Origin of the sequence: Streptomyces sp. NPDC059455, from assembly GCF_042750115.1 — a bacterium.
Lineage (GTDB): Bacteria > Actinomycetota > Actinomycetes > Streptomycetales > Streptomycetaceae > Streptomyces > Streptomyces endocoffeicus.
Window position 1 is genome coordinate 26237 of sequence record NZ_JBHYVB010000095.1, and the last position, 15033, is coordinate 41269.

Genomic DNA, 15033 nt, shown 5'->3' on the forward strand with positions numbered 1-15033 from the left:
CACAACAACCCTATTACCCAAAGGCCCACCGCCGTACCAGATGCCCCGCCGGGGTCCCGGGGGCCCCCACCGCAAACGGCCCCGCCCCGAAGGAGGCGGGAGCGGAGCGGGTGGTATCGGCCGCCGTTAGCTGAGGCGCCGGTGCGTGGTGATGACGTTGTCGAAGGTCTGCCCGATGGTCAGCCATCCGGTCAGTTCCTCGACCGTGCCCAGCACGGTGACATCGGGCTCCACATACGCCAGCTTGATCTTCATTGGAGTTCCTCCCCTTTGACCGGGTTCGGTGGGTGTTCCTCCTCAGGTTGCGTCGTGCGTTTGGACGAGGACTGGACGTCCGGTGGACACGGCCGCGCCGAGCCCTTGTCAGGGCACCTCCGGCCCGCGGTACTCGCTCATCGCGTCGATGAGCCAGCGCGCCAGATGGTCGGCGAACGAGGACCGCGGGAGGAGCCGGTACGTCGGTGTGTCGTCGAGCTGCCAGAGCAGCACCGGGACGGGTCCCACCGTGGTCGACACCGCCCGGCCGGGGCCGAAGGCCCGGGGGTGCAGGTCCAGTCGGCAGCCCTTCTCCAGCACCTGGCGGGCGGCCGGGCCGCCCAGCTCCAGCGTGGTGCGGTTCGCCGAGACGTCCACGACCGAGCCGGGGTCTCCCGCGAGTGCCTGTCGCAACTCGGCGGTGTCGATGGGCTCTTCGGACAGCACGAGCCACTCGTCGGGGCCGAGCCAGGCGACGGTGTGGGGGCCGGACGCGGTGGTGTGGCCGCACTCTCGCGGGAGTGACGCCCCCAGGGTCTTCTCCACGCGGCCGGCCGTTTCGGAAGCGGGGTCGAGGCGCAGGTTCACCATGGTGCGGAACGGCCGCTCGGCCAGCGTGACGCCGCGGGCGCCGGTGACGGCGGCCGCGCGCATCCGGTCCGCCAGATGTGCCAGGGGGCTGGTGCGCAGCGCCACCGGGCTCGCGTCGGTCGGCTCAGCCATCTCGCTTGGTCCCTTCGGGGTCGTAGAGCACGGGTTCGGTGACCTGGACGGGGACGAGGTCGTCACCGACGGGGGCGAGGAGCGTGTCCCCGACGCGGTCCCGGCCGGCGGCGACCAGGGCGAGGGCGAACGGACGGCCCAGCGCCTGGCTGTGGTAGCTGGAGGTGACATGGCCGAGCATCGGCACCGGCCCGGCCTCGGGGGTGACGGGCACGTTCGGCGCGATGAGCTGGGTGCCCTCGGGCAGCCGGGTGCCGCCATCGCTCGGCAACAGGCCGACCAGGTGCTTGCGGTCGGCGCGCCCGGTGTCGGGGCGGGAGTACGAGCGCTTGCCGATGAAGTCCTTCTGCTTGGAGACCACCCAGGACATGCCCGCGTCCTGAGGGGTGACGGTGCCGTCGGTGTCCTGGCCGACGATGATGTAGCCCTTCTCGGCGCGCAGGACGTGCATGGTCTCGGTGCCGTACGGGGTGATGTCGTACGGTCGGCCCACCGCGTACACCTCCTCCCAGACCGCCAGGCCGTACCACGCCGAGACGTTGATCTCGTAGGCCAGCTCGCCGGAGAAGGAGATCCGGCAGATGCGGGCCGGGATACCGGAGGCCAGAGTGGTCTCGCGGAGGGCCATGAAGGGGAACGCCTCGTTCGACAAGTCGACGTCGGGGGCGAGATGGGCGACGACCTCGCGCGACTGCGGGCCGACCACGGCGATCGTCGCCCACTGCTCGGTCACCGAGGTGCAGTGGACGTCGAGCTCGGGCCACTCGGTCTGCAGCCACTCCTCCAGCCAGTCCAGGACTCCGGCGGCGCCGCCGGTCGTGGTGGTCATGAAGTAGCGGTTCTCCTCGAGGCGCAGCGTGACGCCGTCGTCGAAGATCATGCCGTCGGGCTTGCACATCACGCCGTAGCGGGCCATGCCGGGCCGCAGTTTCTTGAAGCCGTTGGTGTAGACGCGGCCCAGGAACTCCCCGGCGTCCCCGCCCCAGACCTCGATCTTGCCGAGGGTGGAGGCGTCCATGAACGCCACCCCCTCCCGGGCCGCGCGGCACTCGCGGGCCACGGCCGAGTCCATGTCCTCACCGGGCCGGGGGTAGTACCAGGGGCGCTTCCACTGCCCGACGTCCTCGAACACCGCCCCCTGAGCGACATGCCAGTTGTGCATGGCGGTCATGCGCTCCGGATCGAACAGCTCACCGCGCTCACGCCCGGCGAGGGCGGCGAAGGCCACCGGCGTGTACGGCGCCCGGTAGGCCGTGGTGCCGATCTCTCCGGGGGACGCGCCCGCGCCGAGGACCTCGGCGATCACACCGATCGCGTTGACACCGGAGGTCTTGCCCTGGTCGTTCGCCGTGCCGAGCGAGGTGTAGCGCTTGACGTGCTCGACACCGCGCATGCCCGAGCCGGTGGACCGCCGGACGTCGGCGACGGTGGTATCGCGCTGCAGATCGACGAAGTGGGTGTCCCAGCCGCCGGGCTCGCCCTCGGGGGCGGGCACCAGCCACAGCGCGCGCATCGGGCCGCCTCCGGGCCGCGCCTCGTCGGGCGACGGCAGGGGAACCGGGAACCCGGCGTCCGTCGCGGCCCGCGCACCGGCCCGCGCCCCCTCGGCCAGACAGCCGTCGAGGTCGTACGTCCCCCGGGCCGCACCGACGACCCGCTGGTCCCGTACGGTGCCGTCGGGCACGAACGCGACCAGGTCCCCGTCCCAGCGCAGCTTGCCCTGGCGCTGGCTGTGCAGGTGCACCACCGGGCTCCACCCGCCCGACACGGCGAGCAGGTCGCAGTCGAACGACTCCGGGACGCCGGTGAGTTGACCGCCCTCGTCGAGGGCCTGGACGGTGACTCCGGTGAGCCGGCCGCCGCCCGCGGTGTCCACCACCGCACTGCCCGTCAGCACCCGCACCCCGGTCGCCGTGGCGGCCTCGGCGGCCCGGCGGGACAGCTCGGGACGGGCGTCCACGACGGCGGCGATGTCGATCCCGGCGGCGTGGAGATCGGCGACCGTGTCATAGGCACTGTCGTTGGTCGTGCTCACCACCGCCCGCGAGCCCGGAGCCACGGCATACCGGTTGAGGTACGAGCGCACGGCCGCGGCGAGCATCACCCCGGGCCGGTCGTTCCCGGCGAAGACCAGCGGACGCTCGTGGGCGCCGGTCGCCAGGACCACCTGGCGGGCCCGGATATGCCACAGCCGCTGGCGCGAGACGCCCTCGGAGGGGTCGGGCGCGTCGGCTCCGAGGTGATCGGTGCGCCGTTGCACGGCCAGCACATAGTTGTCGTCATAAGCGCCGAACGCCGTGGTGCGGCGCAGGACGACGGCCTCCGGGGCGGCGTCGAGCGCCGCGCGGACCTCGGCGATCCACTCGAGGGCGGTCTGCGCGCCGACCCTCTCGGCGCGCCCGGAGAGCAGCGAGCCACCGGGCTCGGGCTGGTCGTCGAGGAGGATCACACGGGCGCCGGAGCCCGCGGCAGCGGCGGCGGCCGCGAGCCCGGCCGGTCCGGCGCCGATGACCAGGACGTCGGTGTGGACGTACTTCTTGTCGTAGACGGCGGGGTCGGGAGTGGGGTCGAGCCGCCCCATCCCCGAAAGCGTCGTGGCGGACAGCCCGTCGTACAGCTCCACGGTCGTCGCCGGAAGCATGCCCTCCGAGCATGAACCGCCGAGCTGCACCAGGGCGTTGGGTTCCTCGACACCCGCGGCGACGATGCCGCGCGGGCGTCCGCGGTAGATCGACGGGGCGACCTCGGCGACCCCGTTCGCCAGCATCGCCGAGGCCACGGTGTCTCCGGGGTGCCCGGTCAGCTCCCGCCCGTCGACGGTGAACCGCAGCACGGTGCCGCGCTCGATGCGGCCCCCTTGCCGGAGCCGACAGCGCTGGTCGGGCTGGTGGGGCTGGTCGGTCATCGGTTTCCTCCGGCCTGGGGCAGTTCGGGGCGGGGCGCGTCGAGCCGGTAGGAGGCCAGCACCTCATAGCTGGCGGTGTCGCGCAGGACGTTGAACCAGCGGCGGCAGCCGGTGCCGTGCATCCACCGCTCGGCGAAGGGGCCCTTGGGGTTGTCCCGGTAGAAGACGTACGCGGCCCACTGCTCGTCGTCGAGGTCGGCGGGGCGCTCGGGGTAGGGGACATGGGCCTGTCCCCCGTAGTGGTACTCGGCCTCGTCGCGGGGACCGCACCATGGGCAGGTGATCAGCAGCACGGTGTCCTTCTCTCAGCGGGATCTCGGCGGGCTCTCAGGGGGCTCTCGGTGGGCGCTCAGCCGGTTCTCAGTGGGCCACGGCCGCGGCGCCGTGTTCGTCGATCAACGCGCCCGTCGCGAAGCGTTCGAGGGCGAAGGGGGCGTTCAGCGGATGCGGCTCGCCCGTGGCGATGGTGTGCGCGAAGGTCCAGCCGGCGGCCGGGGTGGCCTTGAACCCGCCGGTGCCCCAGCCGCAGTTGACGTAGAGGTTCTCGACGGGGGTGGTGCCGATGATCGGGGAGGCGTCCGGGGTGACGTCGACGATGCCGCCCCAGGTCCGCAGCACATGCGCGCGGGCGAAGACGGGGAACAGCTCGACGGCGGCGGCCATCTGCTGCTCGATGACGTGGAAGGAGCCGCGCTGCCCGTAGCCGTTGTACGAGTCGACGCCCGCGCCCAGCACCAGCTCGCCCTTGTGCGCCTGGGAGACGTAGACGTGCACATGGTTCGACATCACCACGGTCGGGTGCACCGGCTCGTGCAGTTCGGAGACCAGCGCCTGGAGCGGATGGGACTGCACCGGCAGCCGGAAACCGGCCAGCTCGGCCAGCACACTGCTGTGCCCGGCGGCCGCGAGACCGACCCGGCCCGCGCGGATGCGGCCACGGCTGGTCTCGACGCCCACCACCCGGTCGCCGTCCTTGAGGAAGCCGGTGACCTCGCACCCCTGGATCAGGTCCACACCCATGGCGTCGGCCCGGCGCGCCAGCGCCCACGCGACATGGTCGTGCTTGGCGATACCGGCCCGCGGCTGGAAGGTGGCGCCGAGGACCGGATACCGGGTGCGGGACGAGACATTGAGGATGGGGCACACTTCGGCGGCCTCGTCCGGCGTCAGCCACTGGGCGTCGACGCCGTTGAGGCGGTTGGCGCCCACCCGGCGCACGCCCTCGCGGACGTCCTGCAGGGTGTGCGCGAGGTTGAGGACGCCGCGCTGGCTGAAGAGGAAGTCGTAGTCCAGCTCCTCCGGCAGCCCCTCCCACAGCTTGAGCGCGTGCTCGTAGATCGCCGCGCTCTCGTCCCACAGGTAGTTGGAGCGGATGATCGTGGTGTTGCGCGCCATGTTGCCGCCCGCCAGCCAGCCCTTTTCCAGGACGGCGACGTTGGTGATGCCGTGGTTCTGGGCGAGGTAGTGGGCGGTGGCCAGACCGTGGCCACCCGCGCCGACGATGACGACGTCGTACGAGGAACGCGGCTCGGGGTTGCGCCAGAGGAAGTCCGGGTGCTCCGGCGGCGGCTGGGCGGTCATGCCGGGTCTCCGTTCAGGCGGGGGTAGAGGGGGAAGGCGGAGGCGAGCTTCTCGACCCGGTCGCGCAGCAGGCCCGCGCGCTCGTCGTCGAGCCGCTCGTCCTTCAGGGCCTGGGCGATGATGTCGGCGACCTCCCGGAACTCCGCCTCGCCGAAGCCGCGGGTGGCCAGGGCCGGAGTGCCGATCCGCAGCCCCGAGGAGACCATCGGCGGGCGGGGGTCGAACGGCACCGCGTTGCGGTTGACCGTGATGCCGACGCGGTGCAACCGGTCCTCCGCCTGCTGCCCGTCGAGCGTGGAATTCCGCAGGTCGACGAGGACCAGATGGACCTCGGTGCCGCCGGTGAGGACCGTGATCCCCGCCTCGGCCACATCGTCGGCCAGCAGCCGCCCGGCGAGGATGCGGGCGCCGTCCAGGGTGCGCCGCTGGCGCTCCTTGAACTCCGCGCCCGCCGCCACCTTGAAGGCCACCGCCTTCGCCGCGATGGCATGCTCCAGCGGGCCGCCCTGCTGGCCCGGGAAGACCGCGGAGTTGATCTTCTTGGCCAGGCCGGCACGGCTGAGGATCACCCCGCCGCGCGGGCCGCCGAGGGTCTTGTGGGTGGTGGTCGTCACGACGTCGGCGTACGGCACCGGGTTGGGGTGGAGGCCCGCGGCCACCAGCCCGGCGAAGTGCGCCATGTCCACCATCAGATACGCGCCGACCTCGTCCGCGATCCGGCGGAACGCGGCGAAGTCCAGTCGGCGGGGGTAGGCCGACCAGCCCGCGACGATCATCTTGGGCCGGTGTGCGAGCGCGAGCCGTTCGACCTCGTCCATGTCGATGCGCAGATCGGACTCGCCCACGTGGTATGGCACGACGTTGTAGAGCTTGCCGGAGAAGTTGATGCGCATGCCGTGGGTCAGATGGCCGCCGTGCGCGAGGTCGAGACCCAGGATGGTGTCGCCGGGGGAGAGGAGGGCGAACATCGCGGCGGCGTTGGCCTGGGCGCCGGAGTGCGGCTGGACGTTGGCGGCCTCGGCGCCGAAGAGTTCCTTGACCCGGTCGATGGCGATCCGCTCGACCACGTCGACGTGCTCACAGCCGCCGTAGTAGCGGCGGCCGGGGTAGCCCTCGGCGTATTTGTTGGTCAGGACCGAGCCCTGGGCCTCCATGACCGCCGCCGGAGCGAAGTTCTCCGAGGCGATCATCTCCAGGGTGGACTGCTGGCGGTGCAGCTCGGCCTCCACCGCGGCGGCGATGTCCGGGTCGAGTTCGCTGAGCGGAAGGGCGAGAGGGGAGGCGAATGTGCTGGTCGACGGGTTGCTTGCCATCTGTGCACCATCCTGAGAGCCAACTAATGGGCAACTGATATATTAGCCTCTGCGGTAAGGTATGAGAGCTCGCGAGACAGGTCAAGGGGGCATTTCATGCAGCAGGTGGCGACCGAACCCGCGGGCGAGGAGCTGTCCCTCGCCGAGCGCGCCTATCGCGCCATCCGCGACCGGCTCGTCATGCTCGAGATCCGCCCGGGCGCGCCGATCAACGAGGACCAGCTGGCGCAGTCCCTCGGCGTCGGACGCACACCGGTGCGCGAGGCGCTCAAGCGGCTCCAGTACGAGCGGCTGATCGCGACCTATCCCCGGCGCGGCACCTTCGCCACCGACGTCAACATCACCGACCTGGCCCATATCTCCGAGGTGCGCCAGGAGCTGGAACCCCTGGCCGCCGCCCTGGCCGCGCGGCGCGCCACGGCCGCGGACCGTGCGACCCTGACGGCCGTCCTGCGGGAGCTGGAGGGCGCGGATTCACCTCAGCGCGACGCCGCCGAGCTGATGCGCCTGGACCTCCAGGTCCACCGCGCGATCTACGCCGCCACGCACAACCCGTACCTGGAGGACACGCTCGTCCGCCACGACAATCTGGCGACCCGCATCTGGTGCCTGTTCATCGACCGTCTGTCCGATATGGCCGGTCACGTCGGAGAGCACGGGCCGTTGATCGAGGCGGTCGTCGCCGGTGACGCCGACAAGGCGGCACAGCTCGCCCACAGCCATGTCGAGGGCTTCGAACGGGCCATTCGCGCGGCCATCTGAGACAGGATCCGGCCGCCCGCGGCGCCCGCCTCAGTGCGTGGCGCCCCGCGGCTCCTCCCGGTGCGGCCGGGGCCTGCCCGTCAGCGTGGTCCACAGATGCGGGGCGACATCGTCCTCGGGGAGCTGGGTGATCATGAAACGGACACAGCGTTCGATCTTGACCCGCCACAGACGGGCCGCCTCATTGCCGTCGGCGTCCCCAGTCGGTGGTGCGCGACGAGGCCGGTTCGTTCCAGCTGTTCCGCATGGGGGACGCGGTGGCCGGCAGAAATGTCCACGCCGCGATGCTGGACGCGGCCCGTCTCTCCCGGACGATCTGACTGGACGTCAGCGTGGGGTCTGCGGTGCGCTGGTGCGTCAGGGGCGGCTGGTCAGATAGCCGCCCATGGAGGTGAAGTACTCCGTGGCGCCCATCTCGCGGCCGTCCTCGGTCCGTACGCGGGTGATGGCCAGACCGTGATTGCGGCCGGTGCGGGCGTCGGCTCCGGCGACGATCGCCACCCCGTCGCCCTCGCGGTAGAAGATGCGGCCGGGAGTGCCGCCGTACCGGCCCTGGGACACGACCGCGGCCAGGATTTCGAGGCGCTTGCCCTTGTGGAAGGTGTAGGTGCTGGGGTACGGCTCGGACTGGGCGCGGACCAGGCGTTCGAGGTCCTCCGCCGGCCAGGTCCAGTCGATGCGGCTGTCCTCGATGGACCGCTTGTGGAAGAAGCTCGCCTGGGACCGGTCCTGCTTGGTGAACTCCGTCTGCCCGGCGGCGATGAGGCCGAGCGCGCCGATGGTGACCGGGGCGATGAGGTCGACGGTCTTGTGGAAGAGGTCGGTGGCGGTGTCCGTCGGTCCGACCGGAACCGCCTCCTGCCGGACGATGTCGCCGGCGTCGAGTTCGTCGTTCATCATGTGCGCGGTGACGCCCACTTCGGGCTCGCCGTTGATCAGGGCCCAGATCAGCGGGGAGAAGCCGGCGTACTTCGGCAGCAGCGCGTCGTGGACGTTCAGGGTGCCGTGGCGCGGCAGGCCGAAGATGCGCGGAGGGATCCATGTCCGCCAGTTGTTCGCCACGATGATGTCCGGGTCGACCTCCTTGAGGCGCTCGAAGAGCTCATCGTCGTCAGGGCGGTTGCGGAGCAGCACCGGGACGCCGTGCTCCTCGGCGAGCTCGGCGACGGAGTCACTCCAGATCTTCTCGTACGCGTGCTCGCTCTTGGGGTGTGTCACGACCAGTACCACGTCGTGTTCGGAGTCCAGGAGGGCTTGCAGGGTGCGGTGCCCCCAGGTCTGGTAACCGAACATGACGACCCGCATGGGGTTCCTCCTCGAAGCAGGGGATGGCCGAGCAGCAAGTAAAGCAAGGCTTACCTTAGCTCGCAACGGGCCCATCCGATCTCTCAGTTGGCGAGCGGTTGGCGAGTGCGGACGCGTGGGCGGCACTATCGACAGTCGCGCGGGTTTAGCTTAGGCTCACCTAAGTTGCCGCCAGGTCGCTCCGTCGGCGTGGCCACCGCGACTTCCCCATGCCTGACAGGCGATTGCCCCGCACGATGGGAGTGACATGTCACAGGTTCTTCCTGGTGACGCATTACTGGTCCACGACCTCATTGGCATCGGCTTCGGGCCGTCCAATGTGGCCATGGCGATCGCACTCAGCGAGCACAACGCACGCGTCGGTGGGCGGGAGGCGATCAGCGCTCAATTCTTCGAGCAGCAGCCACGCTTCGGCTGGCACCGAGGAATGCTGATCGACGACGCCACCATGCAGGTGTCCTTCCTCAAGGACCTGGTGACGCTGCGGAACCCGGCCAGCGAGTTCAGCTTCCTCTGCTATCTGAAGAGCAAGGGGCGGCTGATCGACTTCATCAACCACAAGAACCTCTTCCCGCTGCGGGTGGAGTTCCACGACTACTTCGAGTGGGCCGCGGCCAAGGTCGAGGACATGGTCTCCTACGGCCACGAGGTCGTCGGCATCGTGCCTGTCGTCCGCGACGGAGCCGTGGAGTACTTGGATGTGACGGTCCGGTCGGGGGAGGGGCTCGCCGTCCACCGGGCGCGCAACCTCGTCATCGGTACCGGGCTGCGTCCCCTCATGCCCGAGGGCGTGGAACGCGGCCGGCGCGTCTGGCACACCTCTGAACTGCTGGCGAAGGCCGACGAGTTGGAGGGCGCCTCGCCCTCTCGGTTCATCGTCGTGGGCGCCGGGCAGAGTGCCGCCGAGAACGTCGCCTACCTGCACCGCCGTTTCCCCGGGGCCGAGGTCTGCGCGGTCTTCTCCCGCTACGGCTACAGCCCCGCCGACGACAGCGGTTTCGCCAACCGGATCTTCGACCCGGCGGCGGTCGACGACTACTTCGCCGCGCCCGAGAACGTCAAACGGCAGCTGATGGACTACCACGGCAACACCAACTACTCCGTGGTGGACATCGACCTGATCGACGACCTCTACCGGCAGATGTACCAGGAGAAGGTCCTCGGAGTCGAGCGGCTGCGCTTCCTCAACGTGTCCCGGCTCGCCGACGTCAAGGAGACGCCGACGCAGGTCCGTGCCACCGTGAAGTCCCTCGTCACCGGCGAGGAGACGCTTCTGGACGCGGACGTCGTGGTCTTCGCCACCGGCTACAGCCCCGTTGACCCCCTGGGCCTCCTCGGCGAAGTCGCCGACCGCTGCCCCAGGGACGACGAGGGCCGCTTCCGTGTCGAGCGTGACTACCGCATCGTGACGGACCCGGGGCTGCGCTGCGGAATCTATCTGCAAGGCGGCACGGAGCACACGCACGGCATCACATCGTCTCTGCTGTCCAACACCGCGATCAGGGTCGGCGAGATCCTGGACTCGCTCCTCGACAGGGGTGTCACATCCGCATCCGAGGAGGCCCGGTCGGCCGCCGACGGCGTCGGCTGCACCGCCCGGTAGGGATGACGTACTGAGACATGGGCACGACTGCGATTGAGCGCCCCTTGGCCAGGGGCACAACAGAGGCCCGACGGCGGCGGGTTGTGGGTATGGGCACGCTCGTGGCGCTCCTCGTGATCGCGGGGGCGGTGTCGCTGGCTGTCGGTGCGCGCGCGTTGAGTCCCGGCGAGGTGTGGCACGGGTTGTTCGCGGCGCCGGACTCCGACCAGCGGCTCACCGAGATCAGGCTCATCGTGCGGACCGTGCGGGTGCCCCGGACGGTGCTCGCGATCGTGGCGGGCATCGCCCTGGGAGTCGGCGGGGCGTTGATCCAGGGGTATACGCGGAATCCGATCGCCGACACGGGCCTGCTGGGGGTGAACGCCGGCGCCTCGTTCGCCGTGGTGTCGGTGATCGCCCTGTTCGGCTTCACCGACCCGTTCCAGTATGTCTGGTTCGCCTTCCTGGGGGCGGCGGTCGCCGGTGTGGTGGTGTTCGGGCTGGCGAGCATCGGCCGGGGGGCCGGCAACCCGTTGACGCTCGCACTGGCCGGGCAGGGGATCACGGTGTTCCTGGCGGCGATGACCACGGCGGTCGCGCTGTCGGACCAGGCGTCGCTGAACGCGCTGCGGTTCTGGAACGCGGGCTCCGTGGCCGGTGTCGGATTCGACGTCATCCGGCCGGTGACCCTGTTCATCGCCGTCGGGTTGGTGCTGGCGCTGACCACGCTGCCCGCCCTCAACCTGCTCAGCCTGGGTGACGACGTGGCGCGGGGGCTGGGCGTGAACATCGCGCTGAGCCGGACCGTCGGCATCGTCGCCATCACCCTGCTGGCGGGCGCGGCGACGGCGGCGTGCGGCCCCATCGCGTTCCTCGGGCTCATGGTGGCCCATGTGGCCCGGTATCTGACCGGGCCGGACTACCGCTGGCTGGTGCCGTACGCGGGTCTGCTCGGGGCCGTGGTCCTCCTGGTCTGCGACATCGTGGGGCGCTTGGTGGTGCGGCCGGGTGAGTTGGACGCGGGTGTCGTCGTAGCTCTCCTGGGCGCCCCGTTCTTCGCGGCCCTGGTGTGGCTCGGAAAGTTCAAGAACGCATGAGCGGGACGGATGTGAAGCGATCGGTGGCACCGGGCGTGCGGCTCGGCCAGGTGTCGTTCGTGTGGCGGCCCTGGCTGGTAAGCGTCACGCTGCTGTTGGCCGCGGCCACCTTCCTGGTGTTCTGCCTGTCCATCGGCGTTGGGGACTTCCCTATCGGCCTGTCCCGGGTGATCGCCACGATCCTCGGCGGGGGCGAGCGGGTCGACAAGTTCGTGATCATGGACTTGCGGATGCCGCGTGCCCTGGCCGGGCTCATCGTGGGAGTCGCGCTGGGGGTGTCCGGGGCGCTGACGCAGTCCATCGCCCGCAATCCGCTGGCCAGCCCGGACATTCTGGGGATCACCGGGGGCGCCGGCGCGGTCGCGGTGTTCCTGGTGACGGTGTCGGGCGGGACCGCCGCGGCGGTCGTCAGCGCCGTGGGCCTGTCCGCGGCGGCGCTCGCGGGCGGTCTCGGAACCGGGCTGCTGGTGTACTTCCTGGCGTGGCGGCGCGGTATCGACGGCTTCCGGCTCATCCTCATCGGTATCTCGGTGAGCGCCGTGATGGAGGCGATCACCACATGGCTGCTGGCCACGGCCGACATCAAGGACGTGGCCCGGGCGCAGGCGTGGCTGGTCGGCTCGCTGGAGGGCCGCTCGTGGGGCGAGGTCCGGGTGGCGCTGTGGTGCACGCTCGTGCTCCTGGTCGTCGTGTCCTGTGTCGCGTTCCAGTTCAAGCCGATGCACCTGGGCGACGAGGTCGCCGCCGGCCTGGGCGTCCGGTACTCGATGGTGCGGGCGGTCCTGTTGCTGTGCGCGGTCCTGCTGGCCGCTGTGGCGGTGAGCGCCGCGGGCCCGGTCCCGTTCGTCGCGCTGGTGGCGCCGCAGGTGGCGATGCGTCTGGCGAGGTGCCCGACGCCGCCGATGGTGGCCTCCGGCATGGTCGGAGCGTTGCTGCTGATCGGCGCGGACCTGGTCGCGCGTACGGCGCTGCCGATCACTCTCCCGGTCGGCGTGGTCACCGCCGCGATCGGCGGCCCCTTCCTCGTCTATCTGCTGGTGCGGGCGAACCTCAGATAGATGGCAACAACATCAGGCGAAACCTCGATACAGGGGGACTTGTGAGCGCCGAGCGCATCACCGACATCGAGTCCGCGGCCCAGGGCAATGCGCGGCTCGCGGCCAGAGGCGTCACGGTCGGGTACGGCGGCCGGACCGTCATCGAGAACCTGGACGTGACGATCCCGCCCGGCGTGATCACCACGATCATCGGTCCCAACGGCTGTGGCAAGTCCACCCTGTTGCGCACCCTGACCCGGCTGCTCAAACCGGCCAAGGGGGCAGTCGTGCTGGACGGCGAGGACATCGTAAAGCTCAGGACCAGGGACGTGGCGAAGAAGCTGGGCCTGCTGCCGCAGGCGCCGGTCGCGCCGGAGGGGCTGACGGTGGCCGACCTGGTCGCGAAGGGGCGTCATCCGCACCAGAGCTGGCTGCGGCAGTGGTCGTCGGACGACGCCGGTGTCGTGGAGCGCGCGCTGGCCATGACCGGAGTGTCGGATCTGGCCGACCGCCCGGTCGACTCGCTGTCCGGCGGGCAGCGCCAGCGGGTCTGGATCTCGATGACCCTGGCCCAGGGCACCGATCTGCTGCTCCTCGACGAGCCGACCACCTACCTGGACCTGGCGCACGCGATCGATGTGCTCGACCTGGTGGACGACCTGCACGAGTCGGGCCGCACCGTGGTCATGGTGCTGCACGACCTCAATCTGGCCACGCGGTACAGCGACAACCTCATCGTGATGCGGGCGGGTTCGATCCTGGCGCAGGGGCACCCGCGTGACGTGATCACCGCCGAGTTGCTGGACGAGGCATTCGGGCTGCGTGCCACGGTCATTGACGACCCGGTGGGCGACCGGCCGCTCATCGTGCCGATCGGCCGCACCCATGTCCGGCTCGGTCAGGTTCCGGGAAGGAATTCCCAAGTAAGGCTAGGCTAGCCTCACTTCCACGGGATAAGGTTTGCCTGCCCTTAGTCAGATCTGTAACGGACAGCGCGATAGCAAGGGATTCCGGATGCTTCTCCATCGAACGACGCGTATGACGCCATGGCGGCGGTTAGCGGCGGCGCTGTCCGCGGCGGCCCTCGGCGTCGGCCTCCTCGCGGGATGTGGTTCCGACTCGGCGGACGAAGCGAGTGACGACGCCCCGGCTGCCGCCTCCGGTGCGTTCCCGGTCACCGTGGAGCACGCGTTCGGATCTACGAAGATCACCAAGGCTCCCCAGCGGGTCGTCTCCGTCGGTTACACGGACGACCAGGCCATGCTGGCGCTCGGTGTCAGACCGGTCGGCATGGTCGACCAGTACCCGAACCCGGCGGGCAGGAAGCCGGACATCAACACCCAGTGGCCCTGGGTGAAGGACAAGTGGGGCGACACCCGGCCCGAGGTCGTCATGAACAACGGCGACTCCGGCCCCAACTACGAGAAGATCGCCGCCCTGAGGCCGGATCTGATCGTCGCGGTCTACTCCGAGATCGACAAGGCCGCCTACGACAAGCTCTCCCAGATCGCCCCGACCGTCGGCCGCACCAAGGGCGAGAAGGAGCCGTTCAGCGCCCCCTGGCAGGACAACGCCGTGCAGATCGCCAAGGCGCTGGGCAAGGAGGACCAGGGCACCAAGCTGGTGCAGGGCATCCAGGACAAGCTCGGCGCGGCCAAGAAGGCGCATCCGAAGTTCGCGAACCAGACCGCCGTCGCGTTGTCCTGGTACAAGAACTCGGTGGCGCCGTTCACCTCCACCGATGTGCGCGGACGGCTGGTGACGGGCATCGGCTTCACCTACCAGACCAAGATCGACAAGGCCGCGGGCGGGAAGTTCTTCACGGTCCTTTCCCCCGAGCGCGTCGACCTGGTCGACGTCGACCGCGTCTTCGTCATCAACGACAAGGCGGACCAGCGGGCGCTGAAGAAATTCCAGCTGTTCACCAACCTGGACGCCGTGAAGAAGAACAAGGTGTCGTATCTGCTGGACAGCGAGGGCCCGGCCGTCGGCGCGGCCATGTCCCAGAGCACCCTGCTGTCCCTGCCGTACGCGATCGACCAGCTCGTCACGTCGGCCGGCCGGGGGTGAGCGTCACCGACGCGCGTGTCACCCTGGCCCCGGCAACCCTGCGCACGGCGACCGGACGCGTGGCCACCCGATGGGTCACGGCGCACTGCCGCGAGGTGCCCTGGCTGACGGCCGCCACCGTGCTCACCACGGTGGCCGGGGCGGCGCTCCAGGTGCTCCCGGTGCTGCTGCTCGGCAGGGTGGTCGACGGGGTGGTCGAGGGTGAACCGCGCTCGGCCCTGGTCACCATCGGGGTGCTGATGGGGGCCGCCGCGCTGCTCGGCGCGGCGGCCCCCGCGGTGTCGACCTATCTCCTCGGGCGGCGCGGCGCGGATCTGCTCGCGGGGCGGCGGGAAGGCGCCTGTCTCTTATACACCACAGACGCGGCCGACGATATGTGAGGGTTTGTTTTCGGGGGTCGCCG

The 15033-nt window shown here is 70.2% G+C and carries 13 protein-coding genes and 1 pseudogene; 7 read left to right on the forward strand and 7 right to left on the reverse strand.

Translation table 11 applies throughout. The features are described 5' to 3' along the window. Positions 1–126 precede the first annotated feature (126 nt). The 6 genes from ACFXB5_RS29600 to glyA form a co-directional block, all read right to left on the reverse strand. The gene (locus tag ACFXB5_RS29600) at positions 127–255 is read right to left on the reverse strand and encodes a hypothetical protein (protein ID WP_277815428.1); all 129 of its coding nucleotides are present in this window, start codon (positions 253–255) and stop codon (positions 127–129) included. A 108-nt stretch (positions 256–363) separates the two neighbouring features. Beyond that, on the reverse strand, positions 364–978 hold the full coding sequence (locus ACFXB5_RS29605; RefSeq protein ID WP_385213273.1) for a sarcosine oxidase subunit gamma: 615 nt from the start codon (positions 976–978) through the stop codon (positions 364–366). After that, entirely contained in the window at positions 971–3883 is a 2913-nt protein-coding gene (locus tag ACFXB5_RS29610) for a sarcosine oxidase subunit alpha family protein (protein ID WP_385213275.1), read from the reverse strand. The genes ACFXB5_RS29605 and ACFXB5_RS29610 overlap by 8 nt, the downstream gene beginning before the upstream one ends. Next, entirely contained in the window at positions 3880–4176 is a 297-nt protein-coding gene (locus tag ACFXB5_RS29615; RefSeq protein ID WP_385213278.1) for a sarcosine oxidase subunit delta, read from the reverse strand. Before ACFXB5_RS29615 ends, ACFXB5_RS29610 begins: the two co-directional genes overlap by 4 nt. A gap of 67 nt (positions 4177–4243) precedes the next feature. Next, on the reverse strand, positions 4244–5464 hold the full coding sequence (locus ACFXB5_RS29620; RefSeq protein WP_385213281.1) for a sarcosine oxidase subunit beta family protein: 1221 nt from the start codon (positions 5462–5464) through the stop codon (positions 4244–4246). Beyond that, positions 5461–6777: a serine hydroxymethyltransferase gene (glyA, locus tag ACFXB5_RS29625; protein WP_385213284.1), complete on the reverse strand. Its 1317-nt coding sequence runs from the start codon at positions 6775–6777 to the stop codon at positions 5461–5463. The genes ACFXB5_RS29620 and glyA overlap by 4 nt, the downstream gene beginning before the upstream one ends. A 96-nt stretch (positions 6778–6873) precedes the next feature. Between glyA and ACFXB5_RS29630 the strand changes: the two genes are divergently transcribed. Beyond that, positions 6874–7539 (forward strand): GntR family transcriptional regulator, encoded by a 666-nt coding sequence (locus ACFXB5_RS29630; protein ID WP_385213286.1) that lies wholly within the window; start codon positions 6874–6876, stop codon positions 7537–7539. 357 nt (positions 7540–7896) lie between these two features. Here the strand turns inward: ACFXB5_RS29630 and ACFXB5_RS29635 are convergent, their stop codons facing one another. Beyond that, positions 7897–8844 (reverse strand): methionyl-tRNA formyltransferase, encoded by a 948-nt coding sequence (locus ACFXB5_RS29635; RefSeq protein ID WP_385213287.1) that lies wholly within the window; start codon positions 8842–8844, stop codon positions 7897–7899. Between the two features lie 247 nt (positions 8845–9091). On the opposite strand from ACFXB5_RS29635, the gene ACFXB5_RS29640 reads away from it, so the two are divergent. The 6 genes and pseudogenes from ACFXB5_RS29640 to ACFXB5_RS29665 all read left to right on the forward strand — a co-directional run. Then, complete coding sequence (locus tag ACFXB5_RS29640) at positions 9092–10447, forward strand: lysine N(6)-hydroxylase/L-ornithine N(5)-oxygenase family protein (RefSeq protein WP_385213288.1); 1356 nt, start codon at positions 9092–9094, stop codon at positions 10445–10447. 17 nt (positions 10448–10464) lie between these two features. After that, positions 10465–11523: a FecCD family ABC transporter permease gene (locus tag ACFXB5_RS29645; protein WP_385213290.1), complete on the forward strand. Its 1059-nt coding sequence runs from the start codon at positions 10465–10467 to the stop codon at positions 11521–11523. After that, positions 11520–12581 (forward strand): FecCD family ABC transporter permease, encoded by a 1062-nt coding sequence (locus ACFXB5_RS29650; protein ID WP_385213293.1) that lies wholly within the window; start codon positions 11520–11522, stop codon positions 12579–12581. The genes ACFXB5_RS29645 and ACFXB5_RS29650 overlap by 4 nt, the downstream gene beginning before the upstream one ends. A gap of 41 nt (positions 12582–12622) precedes the next feature. Further along, entirely contained in the window at positions 12623–13498 is an 876-nt protein-coding gene (locus tag ACFXB5_RS29655) for an ABC transporter ATP-binding protein (RefSeq protein WP_385213295.1), read from the forward strand. 76 nt (positions 13499–13574) lie between these two features. Then, positions 13575–14630, forward strand: coding sequence for an iron-siderophore ABC transporter substrate-binding protein (locus ACFXB5_RS29660; RefSeq protein ID WP_385213298.1), 1056 nt, complete (start codon positions 13575–13577; stop codon positions 14628–14630). Further along, positions 14627–14971: pseudogene (locus ACFXB5_RS29665) on the forward strand (ABC transporter ATP-binding protein); the annotation flags it as partial. The gene ACFXB5_RS29660 and the pseudogene ACFXB5_RS29665, both read left to right, overlap by 4 nt. Positions 14972–15033: the final 62 nt, after the last annotated feature.

Excerpts from the sequence above, each read along its gene's own strand:
- ACFXB5_RS29600 (WP_277815428.1), bottom strand. The coding sequence starts at position 255 with ATGAAGATCAAGCTGGCGTATGTGGAGCCCGATGTCACCGTGCTGGGC.
- ACFXB5_RS29605 (WP_385213273.1), bottom strand. The coding sequence starts at position 978 with ATGGCTGAGCCGACCGACGCGAGCCCGGTGGCGCTGCGCACCAGCCCC.
- ACFXB5_RS29610 (WP_385213275.1), bottom strand. The coding sequence starts at position 3,883 with ATGACCGACCAGCCCCACCAGCCCGACCAGCGCTGTCGGCTCCGGCAA.
- ACFXB5_RS29620 (WP_385213281.1), bottom strand. The coding sequence starts at position 5,464 with ATGACCGCCCAGCCGCCGCCGGAGCACCCGGACTTCCTCTGGCGCAAC.
- glyA (WP_385213284.1), bottom strand. The coding sequence starts at position 6,777 with ATGGCAAGCAACCCGTCGACCAGCACATTCGCCTCCCCTCTCGCCCTT.
- ACFXB5_RS29630 (WP_385213286.1), top strand. The coding sequence starts at position 6,874 with ATGCAGCAGGTGGCGACCGAACCCGCGGGCGAGGAGCTGTCCCTCGCC.
- ACFXB5_RS29635 (WP_385213287.1), bottom strand. The coding sequence starts at position 8,844 with ATGCGGGTCGTCATGTTCGGTTACCAGACCTGGGGGCACCGCACCCTG.
- ACFXB5_RS29640 (WP_385213288.1), top strand. The coding sequence starts at position 9,092 with ATGTCACAGGTTCTTCCTGGTGACGCATTACTGGTCCACGACCTCATT.
- ACFXB5_RS29645 (WP_385213290.1), top strand. The coding sequence starts at position 10,465 with ATGGGCACGACTGCGATTGAGCGCCCCTTGGCCAGGGGCACAACAGAG.
- ACFXB5_RS29650 (WP_385213293.1), top strand. The coding sequence starts at position 11,520 with ATGAGCGGGACGGATGTGAAGCGATCGGTGGCACCGGGCGTGCGGCTC.
- ACFXB5_RS29660 (WP_385213298.1), top strand. The coding sequence starts at position 13,575 with ATGCTTCTCCATCGAACGACGCGTATGACGCCATGGCGGCGGTTAGCG.